The sequence below is a fragment of the Thalassospira marina genome (genome assembly GCF_002844375.1).
Classification (GTDB): Bacteria; Pseudomonadota; Alphaproteobacteria; order Rhodospirillales; family Thalassospiraceae; genus Thalassospira; species Thalassospira marina.
On sequence record NZ_CP024200.1, the window covers coordinates 500,705 to 523,916 of the forward strand.

The window sequence follows — 23,212 nt, forward strand, 5'->3', positions numbered from 1 at the left end:
CACCCGATAAGACGTAGATAGGCAGGGCTGTTGTGGCCCTGCTTTTTTGTTGGCTGTGTTCCAGTTGGGGGATGCTGGATCGTGTTGACGCCTTTAGTTCGGGTGTTGGTGCTTTGCTGCAAACACATAAAAAACCCCGCCCGATGAAACGGGCGGGGTTTGTTGGTCCATCAGGTCAGGATCGGCAGGGAAGGTTACCGGTCAAGCTGGAACGGACCAGAGAAGGAATAAACGTCAAGCACGTTTGAATCGACCAGGATGCAATCGAAAAGCTGCTTTTCTTCAGCGACTTTAAGTTTGCCGGTATTGATATATTCATCAGCCTGGCGAACGGCTTCTTCAGCAAAAATCGCAACCGGCTGCAATACGGTGTAGGTCAGCTCGCCTGCTTTGACCGCTGCAACAGCGTCGGGGGAGCCATCAAAGCCGCCAATAACCTTGCCTTCGAGTTTGCCGGCTTCTTTAAGGGCGGCAATGGCACCAAGGGCCATTTCGTCATTGCCCGAAATAACACCGTTAATGTCCGGGTTGGCCTGCAGCATGGACTGCATTTTGTTATAGCCCTGGGTACGGTCCCAGTTGGCAACTTCCTGTGCTTTTTTCTCAAGGCCGGGATACTGGCTCAGCACGGTTTCAAAACCGTTGGAACGGGTTTGTGCGTTGTTATCCGACGGTGCGCCAAACAGTTCGACATAGGAACCCTTGTCGCCCATTGCATCAACCCATGCCATCGCGCCAAGGGCGGCACCCTGGGCGTTGTTGGAAACAAGCTGTGCCTTGGCAAGGCCGGTCTGGTTGATTTCGGCATTGATGATGAAAACCGGAATACCGGCATCAACGGCCTTTTTCACGGCACCAATCGAACCATCGGCATTGGCCGGGTCAAGAATGATCGCCTTTGCCTGGTTGGTGATTGCGGTATCGACCAGGTTGCTTTCGGTGTTGGTATCGCCCTTATGTGCGCCAACATTGGCACTGTAACCAAGCTTTTCGGCTGTTGCCTTGGCAACATTGCCTTCTGCCAGCCAATAGGGGTTGGACGGATCATTGACGATGATCGAAATCAGGCCATTGGCCATGGCCGACTGTGCCATGAAGGGCAATGCCAGAACGGATGCAAGGATCGTACGTTTAAAAAGGTTCATTATGGGTGTCCTCCCGTGGGTTTTGATATTTGCCGGTTAAGACCGGCGGTTATTCGGGCGCGGGACCACCCTGTCCCGCGACCGCGAATTTCAATGAAAATTTATCGACCAGCCCGGCCGTATTGCAGGCTGTTCAGCAGCACGGCGAGAACGATCACCGCACCGGTAAAAACCGTTTGCCAATAAGCCGACACACCAATGATGACGAGGCCGTCGCTAAGAAAGCCGATGACAAAGGCGCCCAGCATGGTGCCGCGCACATTGCCGCGCCCCCCGGTCAAGGCCGCACCGCCAATAACCACGGCAGCAATGGCCGTAAGTTCGTAGGTGGTGCCCGCCGTCGGGCCAGCGGATGTCAATTGTGATGAAAGAACAAGCCCAGCAATCGCGGCACAAACGCCCGAAAGCACATAAACCGATATTTTGACACTGCGTGTGGGCACACCGGAAAGTTCGGCTGCGCGTTCATTGCCGCCCGATGCATAAAGCCACCGGCCAAAGGCCGTACGGACCAGAACCAAGCCAACCGCCAGCGCAACCAGTGCCAGCACGATGACGCCAATTGGCACACCTGCAATGCGGTTAAAGCCCAGCCAGTCAAAGCCGGTATTGCCCAATGCATCGGCCCCGCCAAGGTTGTTATAGGTAAGGCCATTGGTCATCAGAAGGGCGACACCGCGAGCGACATAAAGCATGCCCAGCGTTGCGACAAAGGCGGGAACCCGGAAAAAGGCGATCAGCACGCCATTGATTGCGCCAACAAATGCCCCGAGCAGAATGGTCAGCACCACAACTGCCCAAACCGGCGGATACAGAATAACCCCGGCAGATGGCAGTTCGACGCCCTGCATCAGAAAACCAGCAACAACACCGGACAGGCCAAGTGTTGAACCCACTGAAAGATCAATGCCGCCATTAAGGATGACAACAAGCATGCCAATGGCCAGCAGGCCGAAAATCGCAACATGCGAAGACATGATCAGGAAGTTATTGACGCTGAAATAAACCGGCGACAGGAACGAGAAAACGATGATGATGGCAACCAGCGCAAAAAAGGCGCGGCCTTCAAGAAGGATTTTGCCGATATTCAGGTCTATGCCACCTGTCGCGGGCTTGGAATTTGTAATGTCCGCCATGTTGGCCTCCCTTAATGGTGTACGGCTTCGCCAGAGGCGGCCATGATCTGTTCTTTGGTTACGGTATGGTCGAACTCGGCTGCGATGCGGCCCCGGTTCATCACAATGATGCGGTGGGCAATGCTGAGGCATTCACTGACTTCGGATGTTGAATAAACAACTGCCAGTCCGCGCGTTTCGGCCGTTTTTGCCAGCAATTTGAAAACCTCGGCCTTTGCGCCGATATCAATCCCGCGCGAAGGTTCATCAAGCAGGATGACATCGGGCTGGGTGGCAAGCATTTTGCCAATCACAACCTTTTGCTGGTTGCCTCCCGAAAGCGAACCGATCATGGCACCACCGCCATCGGTTTTGACGGTAACTTCGCGAATGGAATCGCCGATGACCCTGCGTTCATCCTTGCGACTGGTGAAAAGCCCGCGGGTAAAGGCGGCAATTGATGCCAGCGACAGGTTTTGACCCACCGTCATGGTTTGCACCAGGCCGTCCCGCTGCCGGTCTTCAGGGACAAGAACCAGCCCGGCATTAATGCGCTGGGCAATCGAAAGATGCGAAATATCCTGCCCATGCAGTTTGATCGCGCCACTTTGGGCGGCAACACGCCCTGCTGCACATTCCATCATTTCGGTGCGCCCGGCACCCATCAGGCCATAAATGCACACCACTTCACCGGCGCGAACACTCAGGTTCAAATGGTCAACCACCAGGCCATGGCCGGATGTATCTGGCACACACAGATTTTCGATCGACAGGGCAGGGTCGCCCATTTTGCTGTCTGGCGGCGAACCCAGGTCAAAGTTTTCGCCCACCATGTTGCGCACGATCCATTCAAGGTCGATCTCGGCGCGGGGGGCCCAGGCTGTCATTTCGCCATCGCGCAGGACAACGGCGTGATCGGTAATTTCAAGGGCCTCTTCCAGATGATGCGAAATGTAAACAATGCTGACCCCCTTGGCGGTCAGATCATTGATCACTTTAAACAGAACCTCGACCTCGGATGCCGAAAGGGCCGATGTCGGTTCATCCATAATCAGGATGCGGCTTTTGGCCTGAAGGGCACGGGCGATTTCCACGATCTGCTGCTGGCCCAGGCGCAGTTCCTCTACCGGGGTTAAAGGATCAAGGTCTTCTTCCAGTTCCTTCATCAAGGCACGGGTAACGCGTTCTTCCTCGGCAAAATCAACGCCGCGTGCGGTGCGGATTTCGCGGCCCATGAAAATGTTGTCGCGCACATTCAGGTTCGGGGCCAGTGCCAGTTCCTGGTGGATAATCGACACCCCGTGCGCCAGCGCATGGTTGGCACCGTGAAAATGCACCGGCTCACCATCAAGCAGGATTTCGCCCGATGTGGGGGCAATGATGCCTGAAAGAATTTTCATCAGGGTCGATTTGCCCGCACCGTTTTCACCAAACAATGTGGTGACCTGACCCCGGTGAATGTCAAAATTCACACCCTTAAGCGCCTTGATCGGCCCGTAATGTTTGGCTACATGGCGGGCGGACATGACAACTTCGCTGTTGGTCGCCGGGGAAGGGTTGATATTTTGCTGCACGGTCATTGGACCTGCACCTTGACCGGGGTGATCAGCCACATTTTCGGGTTGATCAGCTTGAATACGCCCGTCAGCGAAACTGTCTTGCCCGTCAGGTCCGAATTATCAAATCCTGCAAGGACTTCGGCTTTCATCGCACGGTTAATACCCGCACCGGCATCCTGATATTCGATCTGGTTTTTAAAGGCGCCAAAGGCGATATCGCCGGGTGCATCGCGCAAATCGGTGCCGTTAATGGCCGGGCCGGTCTGCACACGGATGCGAACATTTTCAACGCCATCAACTTCGATGTCATAAATGCCAGCTTTGCCTTCGCCCACTGTGCCGGTCAGCTTGACGGGCAGAACCGGCATTGCGCCGCCCGTGCCGTATTTCTTCGCTGCGGCCTTTTTATCTGCGGCCAGTGCGTTTGCCAGGGTTGGCGCATCCACCGCGCGGGCTGTGATATCGTCGCGAATCCGGGGAAATTCTTTTTTGCCATAGGCATCGGGCGAAAAACCGGCCACGCGGGTATCCTGTTCGGAACCGATGGTAACCACGGTCGTATCAAGCGCGATTGCCGCGACCACACATAGCGCCGCTGCGCCAATGATCATGCCCCGCCTGCCAAGACGCGGTTTCATCGAGATAGCTGAAATATCGTTGGCACTCATAGCCTCACGCTCCTCCCGTCGGGCCCCGACGGACCTGTTGTTTCCTTGCGGGAGGTGTGCTGGTGCAAAGCTGCGATTTGCGGCTTTGTCTGATCCCTGTTCCGGCATTGCGCAGTTTTGACACCCCCCAAAAGGGGTGGAAAAATGCGCGTCGCGGTGGGGAACCAGCCCGGCCTGTCTTGGTGCAGGCCATATCCTCCCGTTTTACAATGCGAGCCGTGCTTGCGCCCGTTTCGCCTGTCACGCACCGAAATCCTTTTGTTTTTGCGCCAGTCTTTTTCGCCGACTGGCAGGTCGGGGTATCCGGTTCGTGCTCACCACCATAACTGAAAAAAATTTCTGCGAAAGAAAAAAATTACACTCGACATGTGAGAGTGTGTGGCTATGCTTAAATCAACCCGGGCGAAATGGTTCCGGCAAGAACCGCACCGGCCAGGCAGGCCGTGGGGCATAAACATAGGGAGGAGGTCACATGGCTCATGCGTTTTGCATGATTGGCCATTCGCACTACGAAAGGGTGCGGCATGGCTGAACGTGACATCATCATCGGTATCGACGCGGGCACATCCGTCATCAAGGCGGTGGCGTTCAGCCTTCAGGGGCGCCAGCTTGGTGCTGCTGCCGTTACCAACCAGTATGACAGCGGCCAAAATGGTGCTGCCACCCAGAATATGGACCGCACATGGGCCGATTGCGCCAGTGCGTTGCGCGATCTTGGCGCCCGGATTGACGGCCTTGCCGATCGCACGGCTGCCCTTGCGGTAACCGCACAGGGCGATGGTACCTGGCTGGTCGGGCAGGGCAACCGCCCGGTGGGTGATGCCTGGTTATGGCTTGACGCGCGGGCGGCCGAAACCACCCGCAGTCTGGCCCGAAGCCCGGCCGATGCCGCCCGCTTTGTCGCCACTGGCACGGCACTTAATACCTGCCAGCAGGGTGCGCAAATGGCGCATATGCAACGCCATTTTCCCGAATTGCTGGATCAGGCCGAAGTCGCCCTGCATTGCAAGGACTGGCTTTATCTGAACCTGACAGGTGTTCGTGCCACTGACCCGTCCGAAGCCAGCTTTACCTTTGGCGATTTTCGCACCCGCGCCTATAGCGATACCGTGATCGATGCGCTGGGATTGCACAATCGCCGCCATTTGCTGCCACAAATTATTGATGGCAACCGCGATACACACCCGCTAAGCGATTCCGCTGCCGCCCAAACAGGCTTGCGTGCGGGAACGCCGGTTAGCCTTGGTTATGTTGACATGGTCATGACGGCTCTTGGCGCGGGTGTTTATACCGGCACCAAGGGGGCAGCGTGTTCCACCATCGGGTCAACCGGCGTGCATATGCGTGCCGTGCGCGATGACGAAGTTCGCTTGAATGGCAAATCGGGCTATGTCATTTGCCTGCCCGCTAGCCGCATGGTGACACAGGTTCAGACCAATATGGCTGCGACGCTGAATATTGACTGGGCCTTGCGCCTTGCCGCCGATCTGATGAGCGAAACCGGCCACCCCCATGATTATGCTGATCTGGTGGCGCGCATTGATGGCTGGCTTGCGCGATCCGAACCCGGTGCGTTGTTATATCAGCCCTATGTATCCGAGGCAGGTGAACGCGGACCGATGGTGAATGCCAATGCGCGCGCGGGTTTTATTGGCCTGTCAGCCGGGCATCGTTTTCCCGATTTGATCCGGGCGGTTGTTGAAAGCCTGGGCATGGCCGCGCGCGATTGTTATGGCGCGATGGATGCCCTGCCACAGGAATTGCGCCTGACCGGTGGTGCCGCACGGTCCCAGGCGCTGCGCGGTATTCTGGCTGCTTGCGTTGGGGCGCCGGTACGTGTTTCGACCCGGGAAGAAGCCGGTGCCGCAGGGTGCGCCATGATGGCCGCCGTTGCCATCGGTGCCTATCGCGACATGGAAAGCTGCGTTGCCGAATGGGTGTCACCGCTTCTGGGTGCGGCCGAGGCCCCCGATGAAAAATTGATGGCGACCTATGCCGCCCTTTTTCCGGCTTATGCCGAGGCCCGCATGGCGCTGGAACCGGTTTGGGACCGGCTGGCGACACATCGCGATGGCAAATCAGCCCCCGAAATAAATGCGCCAGATACGGCGCAAGGAGGATCGTGACATGAGCACGCAGGAACTGGATCTGTTTGTTATCGGTGGTGGCATTAATGGGGCGGGCTTTGCTCGCGATGCTGCCGGGCGTGGCCTTAAAGTTGCGCTTTGTGAAAAGGATGATCTGGCCGAAGGCACATCGTCGCGCTCTGGCAAGCTGGTGCATGGCGGATTGCGGTATTTGGAATATTATGAATTCCGGCTGGTGCGCGAAGCCCTGATCGAACGCGAAGTTCTGATGAATGCAGCACCGCATATTATCTGGCCATTGCGTTTTGTGCTGCCCCATTCCCCGCAGGACCGCCCGGCCTGGCTGGTGCGGCTTGGCCTGTTTCTTTATGACCATTTGGGCGGGCGCAAAAAACTGCCCGGTACCCGTACGCTTGATCTGCTGCGCGATCCCGAAGGGGCACCCCTGCTTGATAAATATACCCGTGGTTTTGAATATTCCGATTGCTGGGTGGATGATGCGCGCCTGGTCACGTTAAATGCCCTTGATGCGGCCCGGCGTGGCGCGATTGTGATGACGCGTTCCCCCGCCATCAGCGCACGTCGTGAAAATGGCAAATGGCATGTCACCACGCAAAACCGGCTGACCGGCGAAACATGCGAATTTGTTGCCAAATGTCTGGTTAATGCCGCCGGCCCCTGGGTGACCGATGTGCTGACACGGGTTGCCGGTGCAAATTCCACCCGCAATGTCCGGCTGGTGAAGGGTAGCCATATTATTGTGCCCAAATTCTGGGAAGGGCCGCACAGCTACCTTGTGCAGAATGATGACAAGCGGGTGATTTTCATCAATGCCTATGAGGGCAACAAGGCCCTGATCGGAACAACCGATATTGCCTATGATGGCCGGGCCGAAGACGTTGCCATTGATGATTATGAAATCAATTACCTGCTGGATTGCGTAAATCGCTATTTCAAGGAAAAGCTGCGGCGCGAGGATATTCTGGAGACTTTTTCCGGTGTGCGCCCGTTATTTGACGATGGAAATGGTAATCCGTCGGCGGTGACACGTGATTATGTGTTTGATCTTGATGAAACTGCAGGCGCGCCGCTTTTGAATATTTTTGGCGGCAAAATCACCACCTTCCGCGAACTGGCCGAACGGGGCATGCGCGAAATCCGGCATATTTTCCCCAATATGGGCAAAGACTGGACCGAAGGTGCACCGCTTCCGGGTGGTGACATGCCCAATGCCGATTATGCCGCCTTTCGCGAAACCCTGAAGGCGGAATTCCCCTGGATGTCGCGCCAGTTACGTGAATATTACGGTCGTCGTTACGGCACACTGACCCGCAATATTGTGGGCACCGCCACCAGCGCGGCTGGCCTGGGCCGTTATTTTGGCGCGCATCTTTATGAAGCCGAAGTACGCTGGCTGGTTGCCAATGAATGGGCGGTTACGGCCGAAGACATTATCTGGCGTCGCACCAAACACCGGCTTGATATGACGCCGGGCGAAATTACCGCCTTTGGCGAATGGTTCGACGGTCTAGCGGCGGAGGCAAGCTGATGGCATTGACCCTTTCTTTAAATACCAACCCGCTGGTAAACCGCTTTGCCGACCCGGACGACCTGATTGATTGTGTCGCACGGGATTTGCGCATTCGCGATTTGCAGTTGACGCACGAATTTATCAACCCATCCTGGCCCGCTCCGGTTATTCGCCGTTTGACCCGGCAGATGGGGGCGGCCCTTGCGCGTACGGGTGTTCGTGTAACATCGGGTATGACGGGGCCATATGGCCGGCTTAACCATTTTGGTCATCCTGACCGCGATGTGCGCCGTTATTATGTGGACTGGTTTAAAACCTTTGCCGATATCACCGCCGATCTGGGCGGAACATCGGTCGGTACGCAATTTGCGATTTTGACCTATCGGGACCAGGACGACCCAGCAAAACGCGAAGATATGATCCGCACCGCGATTGATTGCTGGGCCGAAGTGGCTGAACACGGCAAAGCCGCTGGCCTGAAATATGTGTTTTGGGAACCCATGAGCATCGCGCGTGAATTTGGCGAAACGATTGAGGAATGCCTTGCCCTGCAAGACAGACTTAGCGCGGCTGATATGGCAATTCCCATGTGGATGATGGCCGATATCGACCATGGCGATGTAACATCGAACAACCCCGATGATTTTGACCCCTACGCCTGGGCACGCGCCGTACCGCGTGTTTCCCCCATCATTCATATTAAACAAAGCCTGATGGATAAGGGCGGGCATCGGCCCTTTACTGCCGAATTCAATGCCCGTGGCCGTATTCAACCTGAACCGCTGCTTGAAGCCTTTGCAAAAGGTGGCGCGCAGGATAATGAAATCTGCCTTGAACTTTCCTTCAAGGAACGCGAACCCAATGACCGCGAGGTTATTCCCCAGATCGCGGAAAGTGTGGCCTTTTGGGCGCCCTATATTGATACGGGTGCATCGGATCTGAAACTTTGATAACCTGTTGTCCGGGCAGGACTTCCTTCTGCTTTGCCCGGGCCTTATAACATGATGAGTTGCTTAATTAAGGCCCGGTCGGGCTAAAGGATGCCATGAACGATACCGATGAAACGCTCGCCATTCGTGCGGCCTGGATGCACTATGTTGGCGGGCTGACACAGGCCAAGGTGGCCAAAAGGCTTGGTCTGCCGTCTGTCAAGGCGCACCGGCTGATTGCCAAGGCGGTGGCCGATGGCCGTGTAAAGGTGTCGATCGAGGGGGATATTGTTGAATGTGTCCAACTCGAAACCCGCTTGTTTGAGGCCTATAACCTTAAACTGTGCGAAGTCGCCCCGGATATTGGTGAAGAAGGCCTGCCGGTGCGCGCCCTTGCTTTGGCTGGTGCAGCCTATTTGAAACGCCAGTTCGAGGCCGGGGAACATTCAATTATCGGCCTTGGGCATGGCCGTACCCTGGCTGAAATTACCCGTCAATTGCCACGGATCGATGCCAAGGGGCTTCATTTCGTTTCGCTTCTGGGTGGGTTAACCCGCAATTTTTCGGCCAACCCGCATGATGTGATGCATCGTCTGGCGGAAAAAACCGGGGCGCGGGCCTATGTTATGCCGGTGCCGTTTTTTGCCAATACGGTCGAAGACCGCGAAGTGCTGCTTTCACAGCGCGGTGTCGATGAAGTTTTCCATATGGCGCAGGCCGCAACCCTTAAACTTGTCGGGATCGGCACAACAACGGCCGATGCCCAGCTTGTATCATCTGGCATGATTGAACCTTCTGAGATCGAAGAAATTGCCGCTGCTGGCGCGCAGGGCGAGATGCTGGGTGATTTTTTCAATGCTGCGGGCGATGTGGTGGAAACCACGCTTTCTGCGCGCACCCTTGCGGTGGGCTATGATCCTGAACGGAAAGAGGATATTGTCGCGGTTGCGGGCGGGCCGGACAAGATCAATGCGATCCGGGCGGTGTTGCGATCTGGCCGGGTGGCCGGGTTGATCACTGACGAGCGAACGGCGCGCGCGCTTCTGGATTGACGATAGCAGACCGAATAAAGGACGCCTCATGAAACGCGATGATCGCAGGCAGCAAATTCTTGATGCCCTGGTACGGGATGGCGAAGTGCAGCTTGATGAACTGGCTGATACTTTCGGCGTTTCGAAAATGACCATCCATCGCGACCTTGATGATCTGGAAGGCGAGGGGTTGTTACGCCGTATTCGCGGTGGCGCAACGATTGAACCCGGTTCACAGTTTGAAAGTGATTTTCGCTTTCGTCACCTTCAGGGGCATGACCTGAAGGAACGCATGGCGCGCGCAGCTCTGGAATGGGTGGAACCGGGCATGACGGTTATGGTCAATGATGGCTCGACCGCGACCGTGCTGGGCACCTTGTTACCCGAAAAACGCCCGCTCACCGTGATTACCAATAATGATGCGGTGATGGAGGGGCTTAAATCCGAGGCAGGCATTACTGTGCTGGCGCTTGGCGGGCGTTATTCCGCAAAATATAATGCCTGGGTTGGCCGGGTGACAGAACAGGCCCTTGGCAGCTTACGCGCTGATATCGCCTTTATTTCGACCCCGGCGGCGGGCGAGGGCTGCGTTTATCATATGGATGATGATATTACGCGGGCGAAACGCCGGATGATGGATGGTGCAACGCGCTCCATCCTTCTGATCAATCATCTCAGATTTGATCATACCGCTTTGCATGTCCTTGCACCTTTTTCCGAATTTTCTGCTGTGATCACGGATGCGGCCCCGTCTGATACTGCGCGCGCGCAAATCAAAGATGCCGGGACAGAACTTGTAATTGCGGGCTAGGCTAGCCGGGTTGGCGAATGCGTTTTCTGCGGGTTTTTGATGGTTCATCCTTTTATGTATGGGGTGCGCTGTTTGGCGGTTGGATTGCTTCGGGGCGTCTGTCGAAATCCGTACTGTGCCAAAGCCATACTAGTTCGTCTGGTTGACTTTTCATTCTGCCCAATCAGTTCCCCCATCAGCTTAATGGAACGTCGCTGGACGTTCACTGTATTGCTCAAGGGCTTCCCTTACATTCCACGTGGTCGGTAGTCACTGCGATGGTCCCACTATCCCCGCTGAGTTTACGATGTCATTTGTGACACCCTAGGCGCGAGCACCTTGGTAGATGGGATGTCAGGGGAGTTGGGGTGGAGGAGTGGGGGGAATGCGTGGATGCTGGTGAGGGCGTTTACGTAATTGGATAGGGAGTAAGGCTGGTCCGGGCAATGGTTATGACTATGCTATCCTGTCCTGCCGTTGCTTTTCCTGCGTCATATGTCGTGCAAGCTAGCGATAGAGACGATCATCCCACCAGATCGGACGTTCAAGTTCGGTGCTGATTTTGGGGAAATCCGGATGTGTGGTGTTGATCAGAATATTGTTTTCCTCGCGCGCGACGACGGAGGGTACCAGTAAAATACAGGACCGTTTTTCGCGAAACCAGGTAGAGCCAAACGAACGGGCGACCTTTTCATTCTGATCCTGCCAGCCGGGGTTATGGTCCGGGCTAAACACCTCATAACTAGTGCCACCGGGAATGGTGATTTTGACAAAGTGCTGCCCGGTCGGGATTTCGCCGTTGAAATGCACCAGTTTTTCAAGCATCGCGGTGGAATAATGTTCGGACGTGTAAATAACGGGCTGGCCAACCTCATGCCAGCGTCCGGCAAACAGGCGCGCGCCATCGGCGGAAAAAACCGGGTAAATCCCGGCCGGGTCACCAATGCGATAGGCGGTTTTGGCTTCCGGCAGGACGCGATGCGTCATACGGCAAGGCCTGCCTGAATCCGGTTAAACATGTCCATCACCATATCTGCCCCGGCACCCGATTTACGGGCAAGTTCAAGCGGGGCCAAACCACCCAGCATGGGGTGGGGTTTTTGCAGGAACCGCACGGCTTTTTCGGGTTCGCCGGGATAAAGCTCCATTGCTTTGGCCGTCACTTTGATGACCGGATAAATCTGTTCGGTCGCAGCACGGGAAAAGCGCGGTGTGCGGCTGCGTTTGATCCGTTCGATGGTCGAACGTGACACCAGATGTTCGACCGCACGATTACCAGCATCAGGAAACAGAAATTCGGCCAGTTTGCGCACCCCTGCCACCGGAATACCCTTTTCGATTTGGTCAAGCAGGGCGTGCGGCGACATCTCCTGTTCACGCAGGCCGACAAAAGAATAGATCGGGTTTACGGGAATGGCGGTTTGCACGGTCATAATGGCAATTCCTGTTTGCAGGATGCATGATTGTATGTGTCATGTGATGTAAATATATTTACCACATGACACATCATTATGCAATGAACAGCCAAAGACAGGATTGGTTTGTCGTTATTTGCTGCCTGTTATATCTTGCGGACCAAGGTGCGCCGGTGCACAGCTAAAAACTGTAATGAACCTTGAATGCGATATTGTCATTGCGGCGATAGCGGCCAAATACGGTGCCGTCCCCACCATGGAAATCCATCGCGGTGACTGACATCCATAAATTATCCGTCGGATCATACCGAACGAACAGCCGGGTCAGGGAATCCTGATCGCGGATCGAACGATTATAGGCCCCGCCGAATTTCCATTCGTCATTGACCGTTACGGTGATGGCGGCAATCACATTTTCCGGGTTAGGCCGGGCATCGGCCGATGATGTTGAATAATCCGGGTGGGATTGTTCATCCAGGCGCCATTCCTTGTCGAATTCGACAATTGGGGTGATTTCGTTAAAACCGATGGAATTGGCAAATGTCGTTTCGCGGTATTTGGTGCCAACCATCATGCGCGCCACGTCATCATCTTTTTCATGGGCGGACCAATATCCAACGGCTTCGCTGTAAAACTTCCAAGATTCATGGGTAAGTGCAGCACCGGCCGACAGGATATTGGCCCGGGGATAGTCCACCAGAAACGGGCCAAGCTGGCCCGACGGCGGATTTTTCAAAACCGGGTAGGGGCTTGGCCCAGTATAGGCAGAACCGAAATAATCAATGCCGGTTGCCGTACCTTTATATTCCAGCATATAGCCCCAGTTGCCGGGATCGTCATTGTCATAACCGGCATCTTTGACATCGGCGGTCATTCCACCGGGCAGGGCCGGCAGGTTAAGGGCGGCGAAATCCGACCCGCTGGAACCACGCGCATACCAGCGCGAGAGTTCACTGGCTGAAGGGCCACTTTCGGTTAGCGGCATGACGATGGCGGTAAGGCGATCACTGCCAAGGTAAAAATCCGTGCGGGCCTGCCAGATGCCAAAATCAGTGCTTTGCTGCGGATTGATGAGGTTCGAGCTGTTATAAAGATCAGACGGGGAATAAATTTCGGCCACCCCCAGCGGGATGGTGTCCTTGCCGATCAGGATTTCGGTGGTATCGCCCAGATATTGCAGGGTCAAACGGCTGAGATCGACATATTTTCCCTGCCCGTCACCCTGGCCCGGCGCGGTAAACAGGCCCTGTTCCCCGCCATGATAGGTCGATGCGATGGCTTCAAGGCCCAAGCCGAACGACCAGTAATCGCCAATGAAGCTGTTGCTATCCATTGAAAGGTGCGACCAGCCTTCGATCTGTTCATCCTCGATACCCTTGTTTTCGGGGTCATCGGGTTTTTCCCGAAAGGCGGTTATGACGGCTTCGGATTGATAAGTGGCATTAGATAAAACCTGTTTGAAGAAATCGGCAATGCCGTCTTCAGCCGCCATTGCGGTGCCACAAAGTGCGGTGCTGGTGCCAAGGGTGATAATGCCAGTGCCAAGAAGGCGGCGGGGATGCTTGATCATGTTCATGTTAGGCATCCTTTTCCCGGTGGGAATCTGAAAGGCGGCTGGAGGTTTCAGCTAGGCGCGCGCCCAGAATACGGGCAATGTTAAGGTTGAGCTTGGCTGCGATATGCGGATAAAGGCGCATGTTGCGCCGAACGGTATCAGCGTTAAACAGCAGCATTTCCCCATCGCTTAGGGCATCAACATTGGCTGTGCGTTCCTGTTCGTGAACAAAACCAAGTTCACCAAGGACAGCACCTTCCTTAAGGGTGGCAAGGGCAGTTGTGTGACCATCGCGTTCCAGGCTGACAGATGCACTGCCCGAAAGGATGAAATACATGTCCCGCCCGATAGAACCCTGGTCCACCAACCGGTCGCCTTTTTTAAATTCGACAACCTCGGAAAGCAGGATCGCCTTGCGGATCTGATAGCGGCTCATATCCTTGAAAAGCAGGCTGTTATTGATAAGTTCCTGCCCAACCTTAAGCGACAGAATTTCATAAAGGCCGACCAGCCGGACATAGGAAAGTAAAACCGGTGTTATCACCAGATCGGCAAGCAGGGCTGTGATCATGGCAATGGCTGAAAGCCCGCCAAACTGGGCCAGAATGGTGAAATTCGACCATAGCAGAACGACAAAGCCTGCGGTCAGCGCAACCGACGTTGAGATGGCCGGAATAGCCTGGCTGCTAACGGTGCGGCCTACAGCTTCCAGCCGGTCAACGGTCTGGCGGCTTTCCTGTGCATAGGATGATAACAGGTGAATGGTATCGTCAATGGCGATGCCAATCGCGATCACGGCGACTGTTGCGGTGCCGGGGTTAAGCGGAATGTTAAACATCCCCATGATGCCAAAGACAATGACGATGGGAATAATGTTGGGAATAAGCGATAGAAGCCCGCCGATGGTCGAAGTATAGACCAGCGACATCATGACAAAAATCACAGCCAGCAACAGCGCAACAGACTGCACCTGTGCCTTGATCAGGTCTTCGGCAGCATTGTTGATCATAAGGTTCTGACCAACAAGATTGACGCGAATATCAGGCCCGGCAATGGCGCGCGCCCTGGCTTCAAGGTCGGCAACGGCCTGTTTTAAATCGTGGCTGTTATGGATGTTATGGCGCACCACAATATTGGCGCGCTGGAAATCGTGGCTGACATAATTTTCCAGATCGGATCGCTGGAAAAACAGCAAATACTGGTCCACCAGCTGTTCGCTGTCGGGCACTGTCATCATGGCTGCGTCGCCACCGTGAAATTCCCGGTTTACCAGCGATAAATGATCAGCAATGGACAGGGCATTATCAAAGCGGCCATCGGCGAGAATGTATTTTTTAATATCCGCCAGCTTTTGCAGGTTTTCCGGTTTCTTGAAGGCATCGGGCTGCGATGAATCAAGGTTGATATAAAAAATCTCCATCCCCGAAAGGGTATCGGCCAGCTTGTTCACATCCTGGACCAGCGGGTGATAGGATTTGAAAGCGGCAATCGGGTCGTTGGATACCTTGGTCTGGAAGGCGAAAATGCCAAAAATCACCAAAATCGGAAGGGTGATGCCAATGACCAGGCGCGGCTTGCCCGCAGCGGCCCGGCAGAATTTCAAAATAAAAGCAACTGGCCCGCGAATGGTTTGATCGCCATGGCTGGTTGTTGTGCCATCATTGGTCGCGGCGGCATGCAGGCGGCTGCGCAGTGGGCCAAACAGCGATAACATCAGCGGTACAAGCAGCAGGGTAATAATGCCATTCCCGGCAATCGCGACCGATGCCGAAAAGGCAAAATCACGCACCAGGCTGATATCGGCCATGCCATTGGCGGCAAAACCCAGTGTGGTGGTTACCGATGTTAAAATAAGCGGCAAACCAAGATGGCGGATTAAAAACAGGGTGGCGAGACGGCGTTTTTCGCTCGCGGTTGCGGTTTTATCGCCAAGATGCAACCCGCTTAGGTATCCCGCCAGCATGTGGGTATCTTCGGTGGAGCCAATGACGATAACCAGTGAAGGCACCATGGCAGATAGAATATTCACCGGAATACCAAGATAGCCCATTAACCCGAAGGCCCAGACCAGGCTGATTGCCGATGTGATCATGGGGATTATCGGGGCAAAGGCACTGCGCAGGAAAACCAGAATGGTTGCAGTTAGCACACCAAGTGACAGCGGAACCAGCAGACCCAGATCATCAAACAGATTGGTTTCTGTATCCTGGTTAACGCGCGGCGGACCAACCTGGAAAACCTCGTCAAAGGCACTGCGATAGGGGGAAATCGCATTTTCAATGGCAAGATAGGCGTTACGGTCAAAATCAGGATCGTTGGGGTCCTTGATGATGCTGACATTGATCGCGGTTACATTGCCATCCGTGGAAATGAAATTGCCCACAATCAGCGGTGAATACAGGGCATTATCATGTGCCTGCTGCATTTCCTCGTCGTCATAGGGCACGCCATCAAGCACGGTGGAGGATTCAATCATGCCACTGCGATCACGGATGCTGCGTACGTTAAACAGGCTATCAACCCGTTCGACAAAGGGCAGGTCTTCCAGGGCGAAATGCATGTCCTGCAGGGCGCTGATGCGGTCTTCGGTCCACAGGTTCGATGCCCGCACATAAATTATTGTGGTGTTATCGGACCCGAATTCATCCTTGATCTTTTCATAGATGACCTTGGTGGGGTCACTATCGCTGATCAGGCTGTCGAAACTGGTATCGACCCGCAATTTGCCAAGACCCATGGCGCAGGCGATGGTAATGGCCGCAATAAAAAGGGCGGTCAGGGCGCGGTAACGCACACCAAATGTCAGGAAATTCTGCACGTAAAGTTCCCCTTGGCAGGCGGGGTCGTGGCCTGTTCCGGCTATATCCGGTGTGGGCTTTTTCACGGGTCCCGGCGGGCATTTGCGGCTGGACAGGGGCCGAATGCCATTTTGTTCTGTGAATATTTGTCAAACCTGGCCGGTGGAAAATCTTCACGGGCCGGGTTGCGTGTTTTTAAATAAAAAACCGTTCCCGGTGTTATGATCACCGGGAACGGTTGGAAACAGGATTATTGGCGCAGGTGCCGGCCGCTTGTTACCCAGCGCTGTTCAAACATGCGGGCGGGAACGGCATCTTCGCTCAAGTCGCGGTTTTCAATATGCACCAGCGTTTTGTGGCGTTCCTTGGCATTGTCCATCAGCATGGTGTTGGCGCGCCAGGTGTCACCTTCGATCTGGGTCATATCCCACGCATACTGGTTTTTAAGGAACCGCCCGCGACGGTCATAAAAATCGATGCGGCGAATGTAAAAGCGATCTTTGCTGATATAAAGGCGACGGTATTTATAACCGGTTTCTGCGGCCAGCTCGTCATCCTTCGGGTACGCGTCGACGACATAACTATCAACGGTATCCACCACCTGGCCGGATTGGTCTTTCAGCTCGGCCTTTTCGTCGGGCTGGCGTTCATAGCGAAATTTTTCGCGGTCTTCGGATGTCATATCCTCGAATGCGAAATCCGTTCCCATGAAATAGTTGCGCTTGCCGCCATCGGCAGAACGTTTCATTTCGCGGCCATAGGCGGGCAGGTGGATCCATTGGTCATCGCTGGCACCCCGGTTTTGCCAGGTCAGCAGCGCGACGCCGCGCACACCGGCCGGTTCGTCAAATACCAGCAAATAACGATAAAGCCCGTTATCCCATTCGCGGGCATAGCGGCGCAGGGTGCGTTCTTCGATATTGCCGCGATTGTCAATCAGGGTCATGGTCTGGTCTTCCGCCTCGAATGGGCGATCATGACGTTCTGACACCTGGTCAAGGATCTGACGTCCGGTCAGTTCCTCGGCCTGTGCGGAAAAAGCAAAAATGCAGGCGGTAACCCCAAATGCAAACGCGGCAAGCGGTGCTGCCCACTGTCGAGTGTGGCGAAGCATTATTTCCCCCAAAGTCCCCAAAAATTCCCAATATTTCACTTGGTTAACATATTAGGGTTTCTTTTACTACCTCTAGGTGCGTTTTTTAAACCATCCCAGGTTGTCGTCTATATCTTTGGGCTGGTGTGTTGTGAACCGGGCCACAGCAATTTTGGCAGGGCCCCGGAACTGCCCTTGGCACGCGGCGTTAATTGGCTATGTGTTTTGATGATTTGGGCAGCGATTTGGGTTGCAAAGGTGACCAAAAGCGCGTCACATAACGATCATTAAAAAGGGGGCCGGTTCGTGCCCCGATTTTCAGAATATCAGGAGGAAAGATGGTTTCGCTCAAAGATCCGTCGCTGTTTCGCCAGCAGGCTTACGTAGCCGGTGAATGGATGGATGCGCCTGACGGCAAAACCGAAGATGTTACCAACCCGGCAACCGGCGAAAAGCTGGGAACCATTCCGCTTTTGGGTCGTGATGTTGTCAAGCAGGCGATCAAGGCGGCCGAAAAAGCCCAGAAGCTCTGGAAAAAGCGCACGGCCAAGGAACGCGCCGTTATTCTGATGAAATGGTACGACCTGATGATGGAAAATCAGGAAGACCTTGCACAGTTGATGACCGCCGAACAGGGCAAGCCGATTAACGAAGCACGCGGCGAAATCGCCTATGGTTCGTCCTTTCTGCAGTGGTTTGCCGAAGAAGCCAAACGCGTTTATGGCGATGTGATCCCGACCTTTGCCGCAGATAAGCGCATTGTCGTTTTAAAAGAACCGGTTGGTGTTTGCGCAGCCATCACCCCCTGGAACTTTCCAACAGCCATGATTACCCGTAAGGCGGCACCAGCCCTTGCTGTTGGCTGTTCGATGGTGGTTAAACCGGCGTCCGAAACCCCCTATTCGGCGCTGGCAATGGCGGTTCTGGCGGAACGTGCTGGCCTGCCCAAGGGCCTGCTATCCATCGTGACCGGGGATGCCAAGGAAATCGGCCTTGAAATGACCGAAAGCACCATCGTTCGCAAGCTGACCTTTACCGGATCTACCCCGGTTGGTCGCCTGTTGATGCGCCAGTGTGCCGATACCATCAAAAAGGTCAGCCTGGAACTGGGAGGTAATGCGCCCTTCATCGTTTGCGAAGATGCCGATATTGACGCCGCTGTTGAAGGGGCGCTGGCATCGAAATATCGCAATACCGGCCAGACCTGCGTATGTGCAAACCGCATTTTTGTGCATGACGCCGTTTATGATGCCTTTGCCGAAAAACTGGCAGCCAAAGTCAGCAAGCTTAAGGTGGGCGCTGGTATTGAAGATGGCGTTGAAATTGGCCCGCTGATTACTGAAAAGGCGGTGCAGAAGGTTGAAAGCCACGTCAAGGATGCGGTTGAAAAAGGTGGCCGTGTTCTGACCGGTGGTAAACGCCATGAAAAGGGCGGCACATTCTTTGAACCGACCGTGATTGTCGATGCGACCCGCGACATGCAGGTTTTTGGTGAAGAAACCTTTGGTCCGATGGCACCGCTGATCCGGTTTAAAACCGATGACGAAGTGCTGGAAATGGCCAATGACACCGAATTTGGCCTGGCATCCTATTTCTATTCCCGTGATATCGGGCGGATCTGGAAAATGGCCGAAGGCCTTGAAAGCGGCCTTGTTGGTGTGAATGCCGGCGTGATCTCGACCGAGGTTGCACCCTTTGGCGGTTTCAAGCAGTCCGGCATTGGTCGTGAAGGCTCCAAATACGGCATGGAAGACTATCTGGAAACCAAATATGTCTGCATGGGTGGATTGGATAGCTAAGCGGCAGGGATTGCCTGCCTGATGAAGCTATAATTTGCCAAAAATTGATGTAAGGCCCGGATCATAGCGACCCGGGCCTTTTCTGTGCCGGAAATTTAAAAATTCAGGCGGGTTTTAAAGGCCGTTTCTGCGCGACAGCCCAAAGCTGGTGTCAATTTCGGCTTCGGGTTGCTGGCCCTGAAGTTCGGCCTTGTTTTCGGCAATCTGCTGGTCGCGTTCCTGGATCATTGTTAACGCTGCATACATTTGCGGATCAAACGACATTTGCGCCATGTTGCGATCCAGGTTTTTTGTGCCATCTTTTTCGTCTTCATCATCCGAATTGTTGGTCATGCTGGCAACGTCAAGCTGCTGCTGGATGCGTTCGGAAATGGATTTTTCAAGGGCTGCGCGCTGATCGGCAGGCATGGCGGCAAGTTTTTCCTCGTCCAGGCCCATGGACTGCAAAATCTTTTCGCGCATTTCCTTGATTTTCTGTTCTTCAATATCCTTCACATAGGCCATGAAACCGGTTTCACGGATTTTATTGACCTCGTCGGAATGGCCGTTATCGGCGGTTTTATCGGCATAGCCGGTGCTGCTGGAAGCAATAATGCCACCTGCTGCCGATTTCTGGTTTTGCACCAGTCCTGAACTCAGCCCGCCAACAGATTGAAAAGCTGTCATAATGTTTCCCCGGTAAAAACTGCCATATATGGTTGTATTTCCCGGAATATAAGCAATTTATGTGCCTGTTTTGCACCGGGTTAAAACAACCGGGATGTTATATCCTCAAGCATCCTGATTGCGGCATTGCCGTCCCATCCCGCCGGGCGAAACGGGCTGGGGGTGTTTTGCAATGCCTGTGCGGTCTGTTGTGGCAAATCATGCGGTGTCGCATGAAGAAAACCACAATGTGCCATCGCGTGCGGGCGTTCGGTGCGTGGACGCAGGATTACGGTGCGTTTGCCAAGGTAGGCGCATTCTTCAAGGATACCGCCTGAATCCGTTATCACCAGTTTGGCCTGATGTAACTGCGCCATAAAATCGGGATAGGTAAGCGCGGGCAGCAGGCAAATGTTACCGGGCGTTTGTTTTGCCCAATCCGTTTTTTCAATTTGTTGTCGGGTACGTGGATGTTGCGGCCAAGTAACCGGGTGATCCTGCGCAATTGCAGAAATGCCAGATAGAATGTCACGAAACCGGCCAAGCGGCGCCAGATTTTCCGCGCGGTGAATGGTTACAAGAATGGGGTGCTGGCCGCCCGCGACGGCATCGGCACCGTCCGCGGTTGCGGTTGCAGGCGCGAGTGGGGCCCATCGCACCAGCGTATCGATCATGATATTGCCGGTTACGGCGATGCGATCTGTCGAAATGCCTTCGGCCACCAGGTTTGCCAGTGCCGTATCATCCGGCGCCCAAAGATACTGGCAAATATGGTCCAGTTCCCGTCGATTGGCTTCTTCGGCGATGGCATCGCTACCGCCGCGTAAGCCTGCTTCGAGGTGAAATAACGAAACTCCCTGTCTGGCGGCAGCCCGTGTAATACCAACGGAACCATTCACATCGCCAATCGCAATGCTGGCCGTGGGTGGCGCGGTTTTGACCAGCCGTTCATAGGCATGGGCTGCGGCGGAAATAACCGTTTCGCGCCAGTCAGAATTGGTTGCGCCATTATCGACGGAATTCCGGTTTTGTCCGGCAAGTACCTTGCCAATTCCAAGGTTACAGGCCGGTTCCGGCAGGCCAAGGGCAAGGCGCTGGTTTTGCGATAAGGTATCGTCCCAATGCTGGCCAGTATCGACCAGTCGCAGGTGAAACGGCCAATCGCCTGCATTTTCCTGCCAGGCGGCATAAAGGCCTGCTGCCTTGATGATATTGGGCCGGGTACCAAACACCAGATCGATTATTTTTTTGTCCTTGTCTGTGCTTGGCATTGTGGTGGTGGCCCGCTTTGCTGTGGGAAGGTGTTTATATAGGTTGGTATGGCGTACGGGGTGCAAGTCAGGCAAAAATAGCATGACGAAATTTTCGTTAATGAAATTGAAATGCGCAAATGTGTTGCATAACGAAAATTCCTTGACTTGCGGGCGATGTTATCTGACTTTTATCAAAACTGAATGTGCACGGCATGTATTTGTCATAAAAAGTCGCTGATGCACCGGGAGGAACGAAATGTCAGACAAGAAATATATCCTTGCGATCGATCAGGGGACAACCAGTTCGCGCGCGATTGTTTTTAACCGTGATGGTAAATCCGTGGCGGTTGCGCAGCGCGAATTTCCCCAGCATTTCCCCAATTCCGGCTGGGTGGAACATGACCCGGAAGATTTATGGGATACGGTTGTTGAAACCTGCCGCGAGGCACTGTCGCATGTTGATATTGCCGACATCGCGGCGATTGGCATAACCAACCAGCGTGAAACCACCATTGTCTGGGACCGTAAAACCGGCAAGCCGGTTTATAACGCCATTGTCTGGCAGGATCGCCGCACGGCTGCGTTGTGCCGTGATCTGCGGAACCGTGATGCGGGCCTGGAACAGAAAATCAACGCCAAAAGTGGCCTGTTGATTGACCCGTATTTTTCCGCCACCAAAATCGCCTGGATTTTGGACCATGTAACCGGTTCGCGCGCCCGGGCCGAGCAGGGCGATTTGGCCTTTGGCACGGTAGACAGCTTTTTGTTGTGGCGCCTGACCGGTGGCAAAGCGCATGCGACCGACGCGACGAATGCGGCGCGCACCAATCTTTACAATATTCGTGAAGACAAATGGGATGCGGAACTGTGTGACATTTTCCGCGTCCCCCGGCAGATGTTGCCGGAAGTCAAGGATTGCGCGGCTGATTTCGGCAAGACCGAAAAGGACCTGTTTGGTGCGGAAATCCCGGTTTATGGCATTGCAGGTGACCAGCAGGCCGCTGCCTTTGGTCAGTGCTGCTTTAATCCTGGTGAGATTAAAAGCACCTATGGCACTGGCTGCTTTGTGATTTTAAATACAGGCGATGAAGCCGTTACCTCCCAGCACCGCCTCTTAACCACGATTGGTTATCGCCTGAATGGCAAAATCAGCTATGCCATGGAAGGTGCAATTTTCGTTGCCGGTGCTGCTGTGCAATGGCTGCGTGATGGTTTGGGTATTATTAAATCCGCTGCCGAAACCGAAGGTCTTGCCGCCGATATTGCCGATAACCGCGGTGTTTACATGGTCCCGGCTTTTACCGGCCTGGGTGCACCCTATTGGGATGCTGATGCGCGTGGTGCCGTATTTGGCCTGACGCGTGATACCGGCCCGCGCGAATTTGTTCGTGCGGCCCTTGAAAGCGTTTGTTACCAGACATTCGATTTGTTTGATGCCATGGCGGCAGATGGTGTGGCACCCAAGGCTGTTCGTGTGGATGGCGGTATGGTCGCCAATGACTGGATTTGCCAGTATCTGGCCGATATTCTGGCGATTGATGTTGAACGCCCGCAAATCACCGAAACAACCGCCCTTGGTGCGGCGTGCCTTGCCGGTTTGCAGGCCGGGCTGTTTTCCGATCTGGATGAAATTCGCAGTCGTTGGAAGCTTGATGCGAAATTTTCGCCCAAAATGGCACAACCCCAGCGGGATCATGTCCTGGTCGGATGGCGTGATGCGGTTGCGCGGGTGCGCACTGGCGACGAATAGGGTTGCGTCAAGCTGGCTGGTCAGCGCGAAAATCCCCCTATAGTATGAA

18 protein-coding genes are annotated in these 23,212 nt (G+C 54.6%); 7 read left to right on the forward strand and 11 right to left on the reverse strand.

All coding sequences use genetic code 11. The features are described 5' to 3' along the window. Positions 1-194: 194 nt before the first annotated feature. From CSC3H3_RS22420 to CSC3H3_RS22435, 4 genes are all read right to left on the reverse strand, one after another. The gene (locus CSC3H3_RS22420; RefSeq protein WP_101286605.1) at positions 195-1,145 is read right to left on the reverse strand and encodes a D-ribose ABC transporter substrate-binding protein; all 951 of its coding nucleotides are present in this window, start codon (positions 1,143-1,145) and stop codon (positions 195-197) included. A gap of 101 nt (positions 1,146-1,246) precedes the next feature. Further along, positions 1,247-2,281 (reverse strand): ABC transporter permease, encoded by a 1,035-nt coding sequence (locus CSC3H3_RS22425; RefSeq protein WP_101286606.1) that lies wholly within the window; start codon positions 2,279-2,281, stop codon positions 1,247-1,249. A gap of 11 nt (positions 2,282-2,292) precedes the next feature. Beyond that, on the reverse strand, positions 2,293-3,840 hold the full coding sequence (locus tag CSC3H3_RS22430) for a sugar ABC transporter ATP-binding protein (protein WP_101286607.1): 1,548 nt from the start codon (positions 3,838-3,840) through the stop codon (positions 2,293-2,295). Further along, entirely contained in the window at positions 3,837-4,487 is a 651-nt protein-coding gene (locus tag CSC3H3_RS22435; RefSeq protein ID WP_101286608.1) for a DUF2291 family protein, read from the reverse strand. Before CSC3H3_RS22435 ends, CSC3H3_RS22430 begins: the two co-directional genes overlap by 4 nt. Positions 4,488-5,011: 524 nt before the next feature. Here CSC3H3_RS22435 and CSC3H3_RS22440 point away from each other — a divergent pair. From CSC3H3_RS22440 to CSC3H3_RS22460, 5 genes are all read left to right on the forward strand, one after another. Continuing rightward, positions 5,012-6,613 carry an FGGY-family carbohydrate kinase gene (locus CSC3H3_RS22440; protein WP_101286609.1) on the forward strand — a complete coding sequence of 534 codons (1,602 nt, stop codon included), beginning with the start codon at positions 5,012-5,014 and terminating at the stop codon, positions 6,611-6,613. A gap of 1 nt (position 6,614) precedes the next feature. Continuing rightward, positions 6,615-8,123 (forward strand): glycerol-3-phosphate dehydrogenase, encoded by a 1,509-nt coding sequence (locus CSC3H3_RS22445; RefSeq protein ID WP_101286610.1) that lies wholly within the window; start codon positions 6,615-6,617, stop codon positions 8,121-8,123. Continuing rightward, the gene (locus CSC3H3_RS22450) at positions 8,123-9,055 is read left to right on the forward strand and encodes a sugar phosphate isomerase/epimerase family protein (protein ID WP_101286611.1); all 933 of its coding nucleotides are present in this window, start codon (positions 8,123-8,125) and stop codon (positions 9,053-9,055) included. Before CSC3H3_RS22445 ends, CSC3H3_RS22450 begins: the two co-directional genes overlap by 1 nt. Before the next feature lie 95 nt (positions 9,056-9,150). After that, positions 9,151-10,086 (forward strand): sugar-binding transcriptional regulator, encoded by a 936-nt coding sequence (locus tag CSC3H3_RS22455; protein ID WP_101268532.1) that lies wholly within the window; start codon positions 9,151-9,153, stop codon positions 10,084-10,086. Between the two features lie 28 nt (positions 10,087-10,114). Further along, positions 10,115-10,876: a DeoR/GlpR family DNA-binding transcription regulator gene (locus tag CSC3H3_RS22460; RefSeq protein WP_101268530.1), complete on the forward strand. Its 762-nt coding sequence runs from the start codon at positions 10,115-10,117 to the stop codon at positions 10,874-10,876. Positions 10,877-11,362: 486 nt separating this feature from the next. Here the strand turns inward: CSC3H3_RS22460 and CSC3H3_RS22465 are convergent, their stop codons facing one another. The 5 genes from CSC3H3_RS22465 to CSC3H3_RS22485 form a co-directional block, all read right to left on the reverse strand. Beyond that, positions 11,363-11,842 carry an RES family NAD+ phosphorylase gene (locus CSC3H3_RS22465; RefSeq protein WP_101286612.1) on the reverse strand — a complete coding sequence of 160 codons (480 nt, stop codon included), beginning with the start codon at positions 11,840-11,842 and terminating at the stop codon, positions 11,363-11,365. Further along, complete coding sequence (locus tag CSC3H3_RS22470; RefSeq protein ID WP_101286613.1) at positions 11,839-12,288, reverse strand: antitoxin Xre/MbcA/ParS toxin-binding domain-containing protein; 450 nt, start codon at positions 12,286-12,288, stop codon at positions 11,839-11,841. Before CSC3H3_RS22470 ends, CSC3H3_RS22465 begins: the two co-directional genes overlap by 4 nt. Before the next feature lie 163 nt (positions 12,289-12,451). Further along, positions 12,452-13,846 (reverse strand): hypothetical protein, encoded by a 1,395-nt coding sequence (locus CSC3H3_RS22475; RefSeq protein ID WP_101286614.1) that lies wholly within the window; start codon positions 13,844-13,846, stop codon positions 12,452-12,454. A gap of 1 nt (position 13,847) precedes the next feature. After that, the gene (locus tag CSC3H3_RS22480) at positions 13,848-16,643 is read right to left on the reverse strand and encodes an MMPL family transporter (protein ID WP_101286615.1); all 2,796 of its coding nucleotides are present in this window, start codon (positions 16,641-16,643) and stop codon (positions 13,848-13,850) included. Positions 16,644-16,873: 230 nt separating this feature from the next. Continuing rightward, on the reverse strand, positions 16,874-17,737 hold the full coding sequence (locus tag CSC3H3_RS22485; protein WP_101286616.1) for an outer membrane lipoprotein-sorting protein: 864 nt from the start codon (positions 17,735-17,737) through the stop codon (positions 16,874-16,876). 317 nt (positions 17,738-18,054) lie between these two features. Here CSC3H3_RS22485 and CSC3H3_RS22490 point away from each other — a divergent pair, with 317 nt between their 5' ends. Then, on the forward strand, positions 18,055-19,515 hold the full coding sequence (locus CSC3H3_RS22490; protein ID WP_101286617.1) for an NAD-dependent succinate-semialdehyde dehydrogenase: 1,461 nt from the start codon (positions 18,055-18,057) through the stop codon (positions 19,513-19,515). Positions 19,516-19,629: 114 nt separating this feature from the next. Here CSC3H3_RS22490 and CSC3H3_RS22495 read toward each other — a convergent pair whose 3' ends face one another. Next, positions 19,630-20,181 (reverse strand): hypothetical protein, encoded by a 552-nt coding sequence (locus tag CSC3H3_RS22495; RefSeq protein ID WP_101286618.1) that lies wholly within the window; start codon positions 20,179-20,181, stop codon positions 19,630-19,632. A gap of 80 nt (positions 20,182-20,261) precedes the next feature. Beyond that, positions 20,262-21,431 carry a UDP-N-acetyl glucosamine 2-epimerase gene (locus tag CSC3H3_RS22500; RefSeq protein ID WP_157831992.1) on the reverse strand — a complete coding sequence of 390 codons (1,170 nt, stop codon included), beginning with the start codon at positions 21,429-21,431 and terminating at the stop codon, positions 20,262-20,264. Positions 21,432-21,669: 238 nt separating this feature from the next. On the opposite strand from CSC3H3_RS22500, the gene glpK reads away from it, so the two are divergent. Beyond that, the gene (gene glpK, locus CSC3H3_RS22505) at positions 21,670-23,163 is read left to right on the forward strand and encodes a glycerol kinase GlpK (protein WP_101286620.1); all 1,494 of its coding nucleotides are present in this window, start codon (positions 21,670-21,672) and stop codon (positions 23,161-23,163) included. Positions 23,164-23,212: the final 49 nt, after the last annotated feature.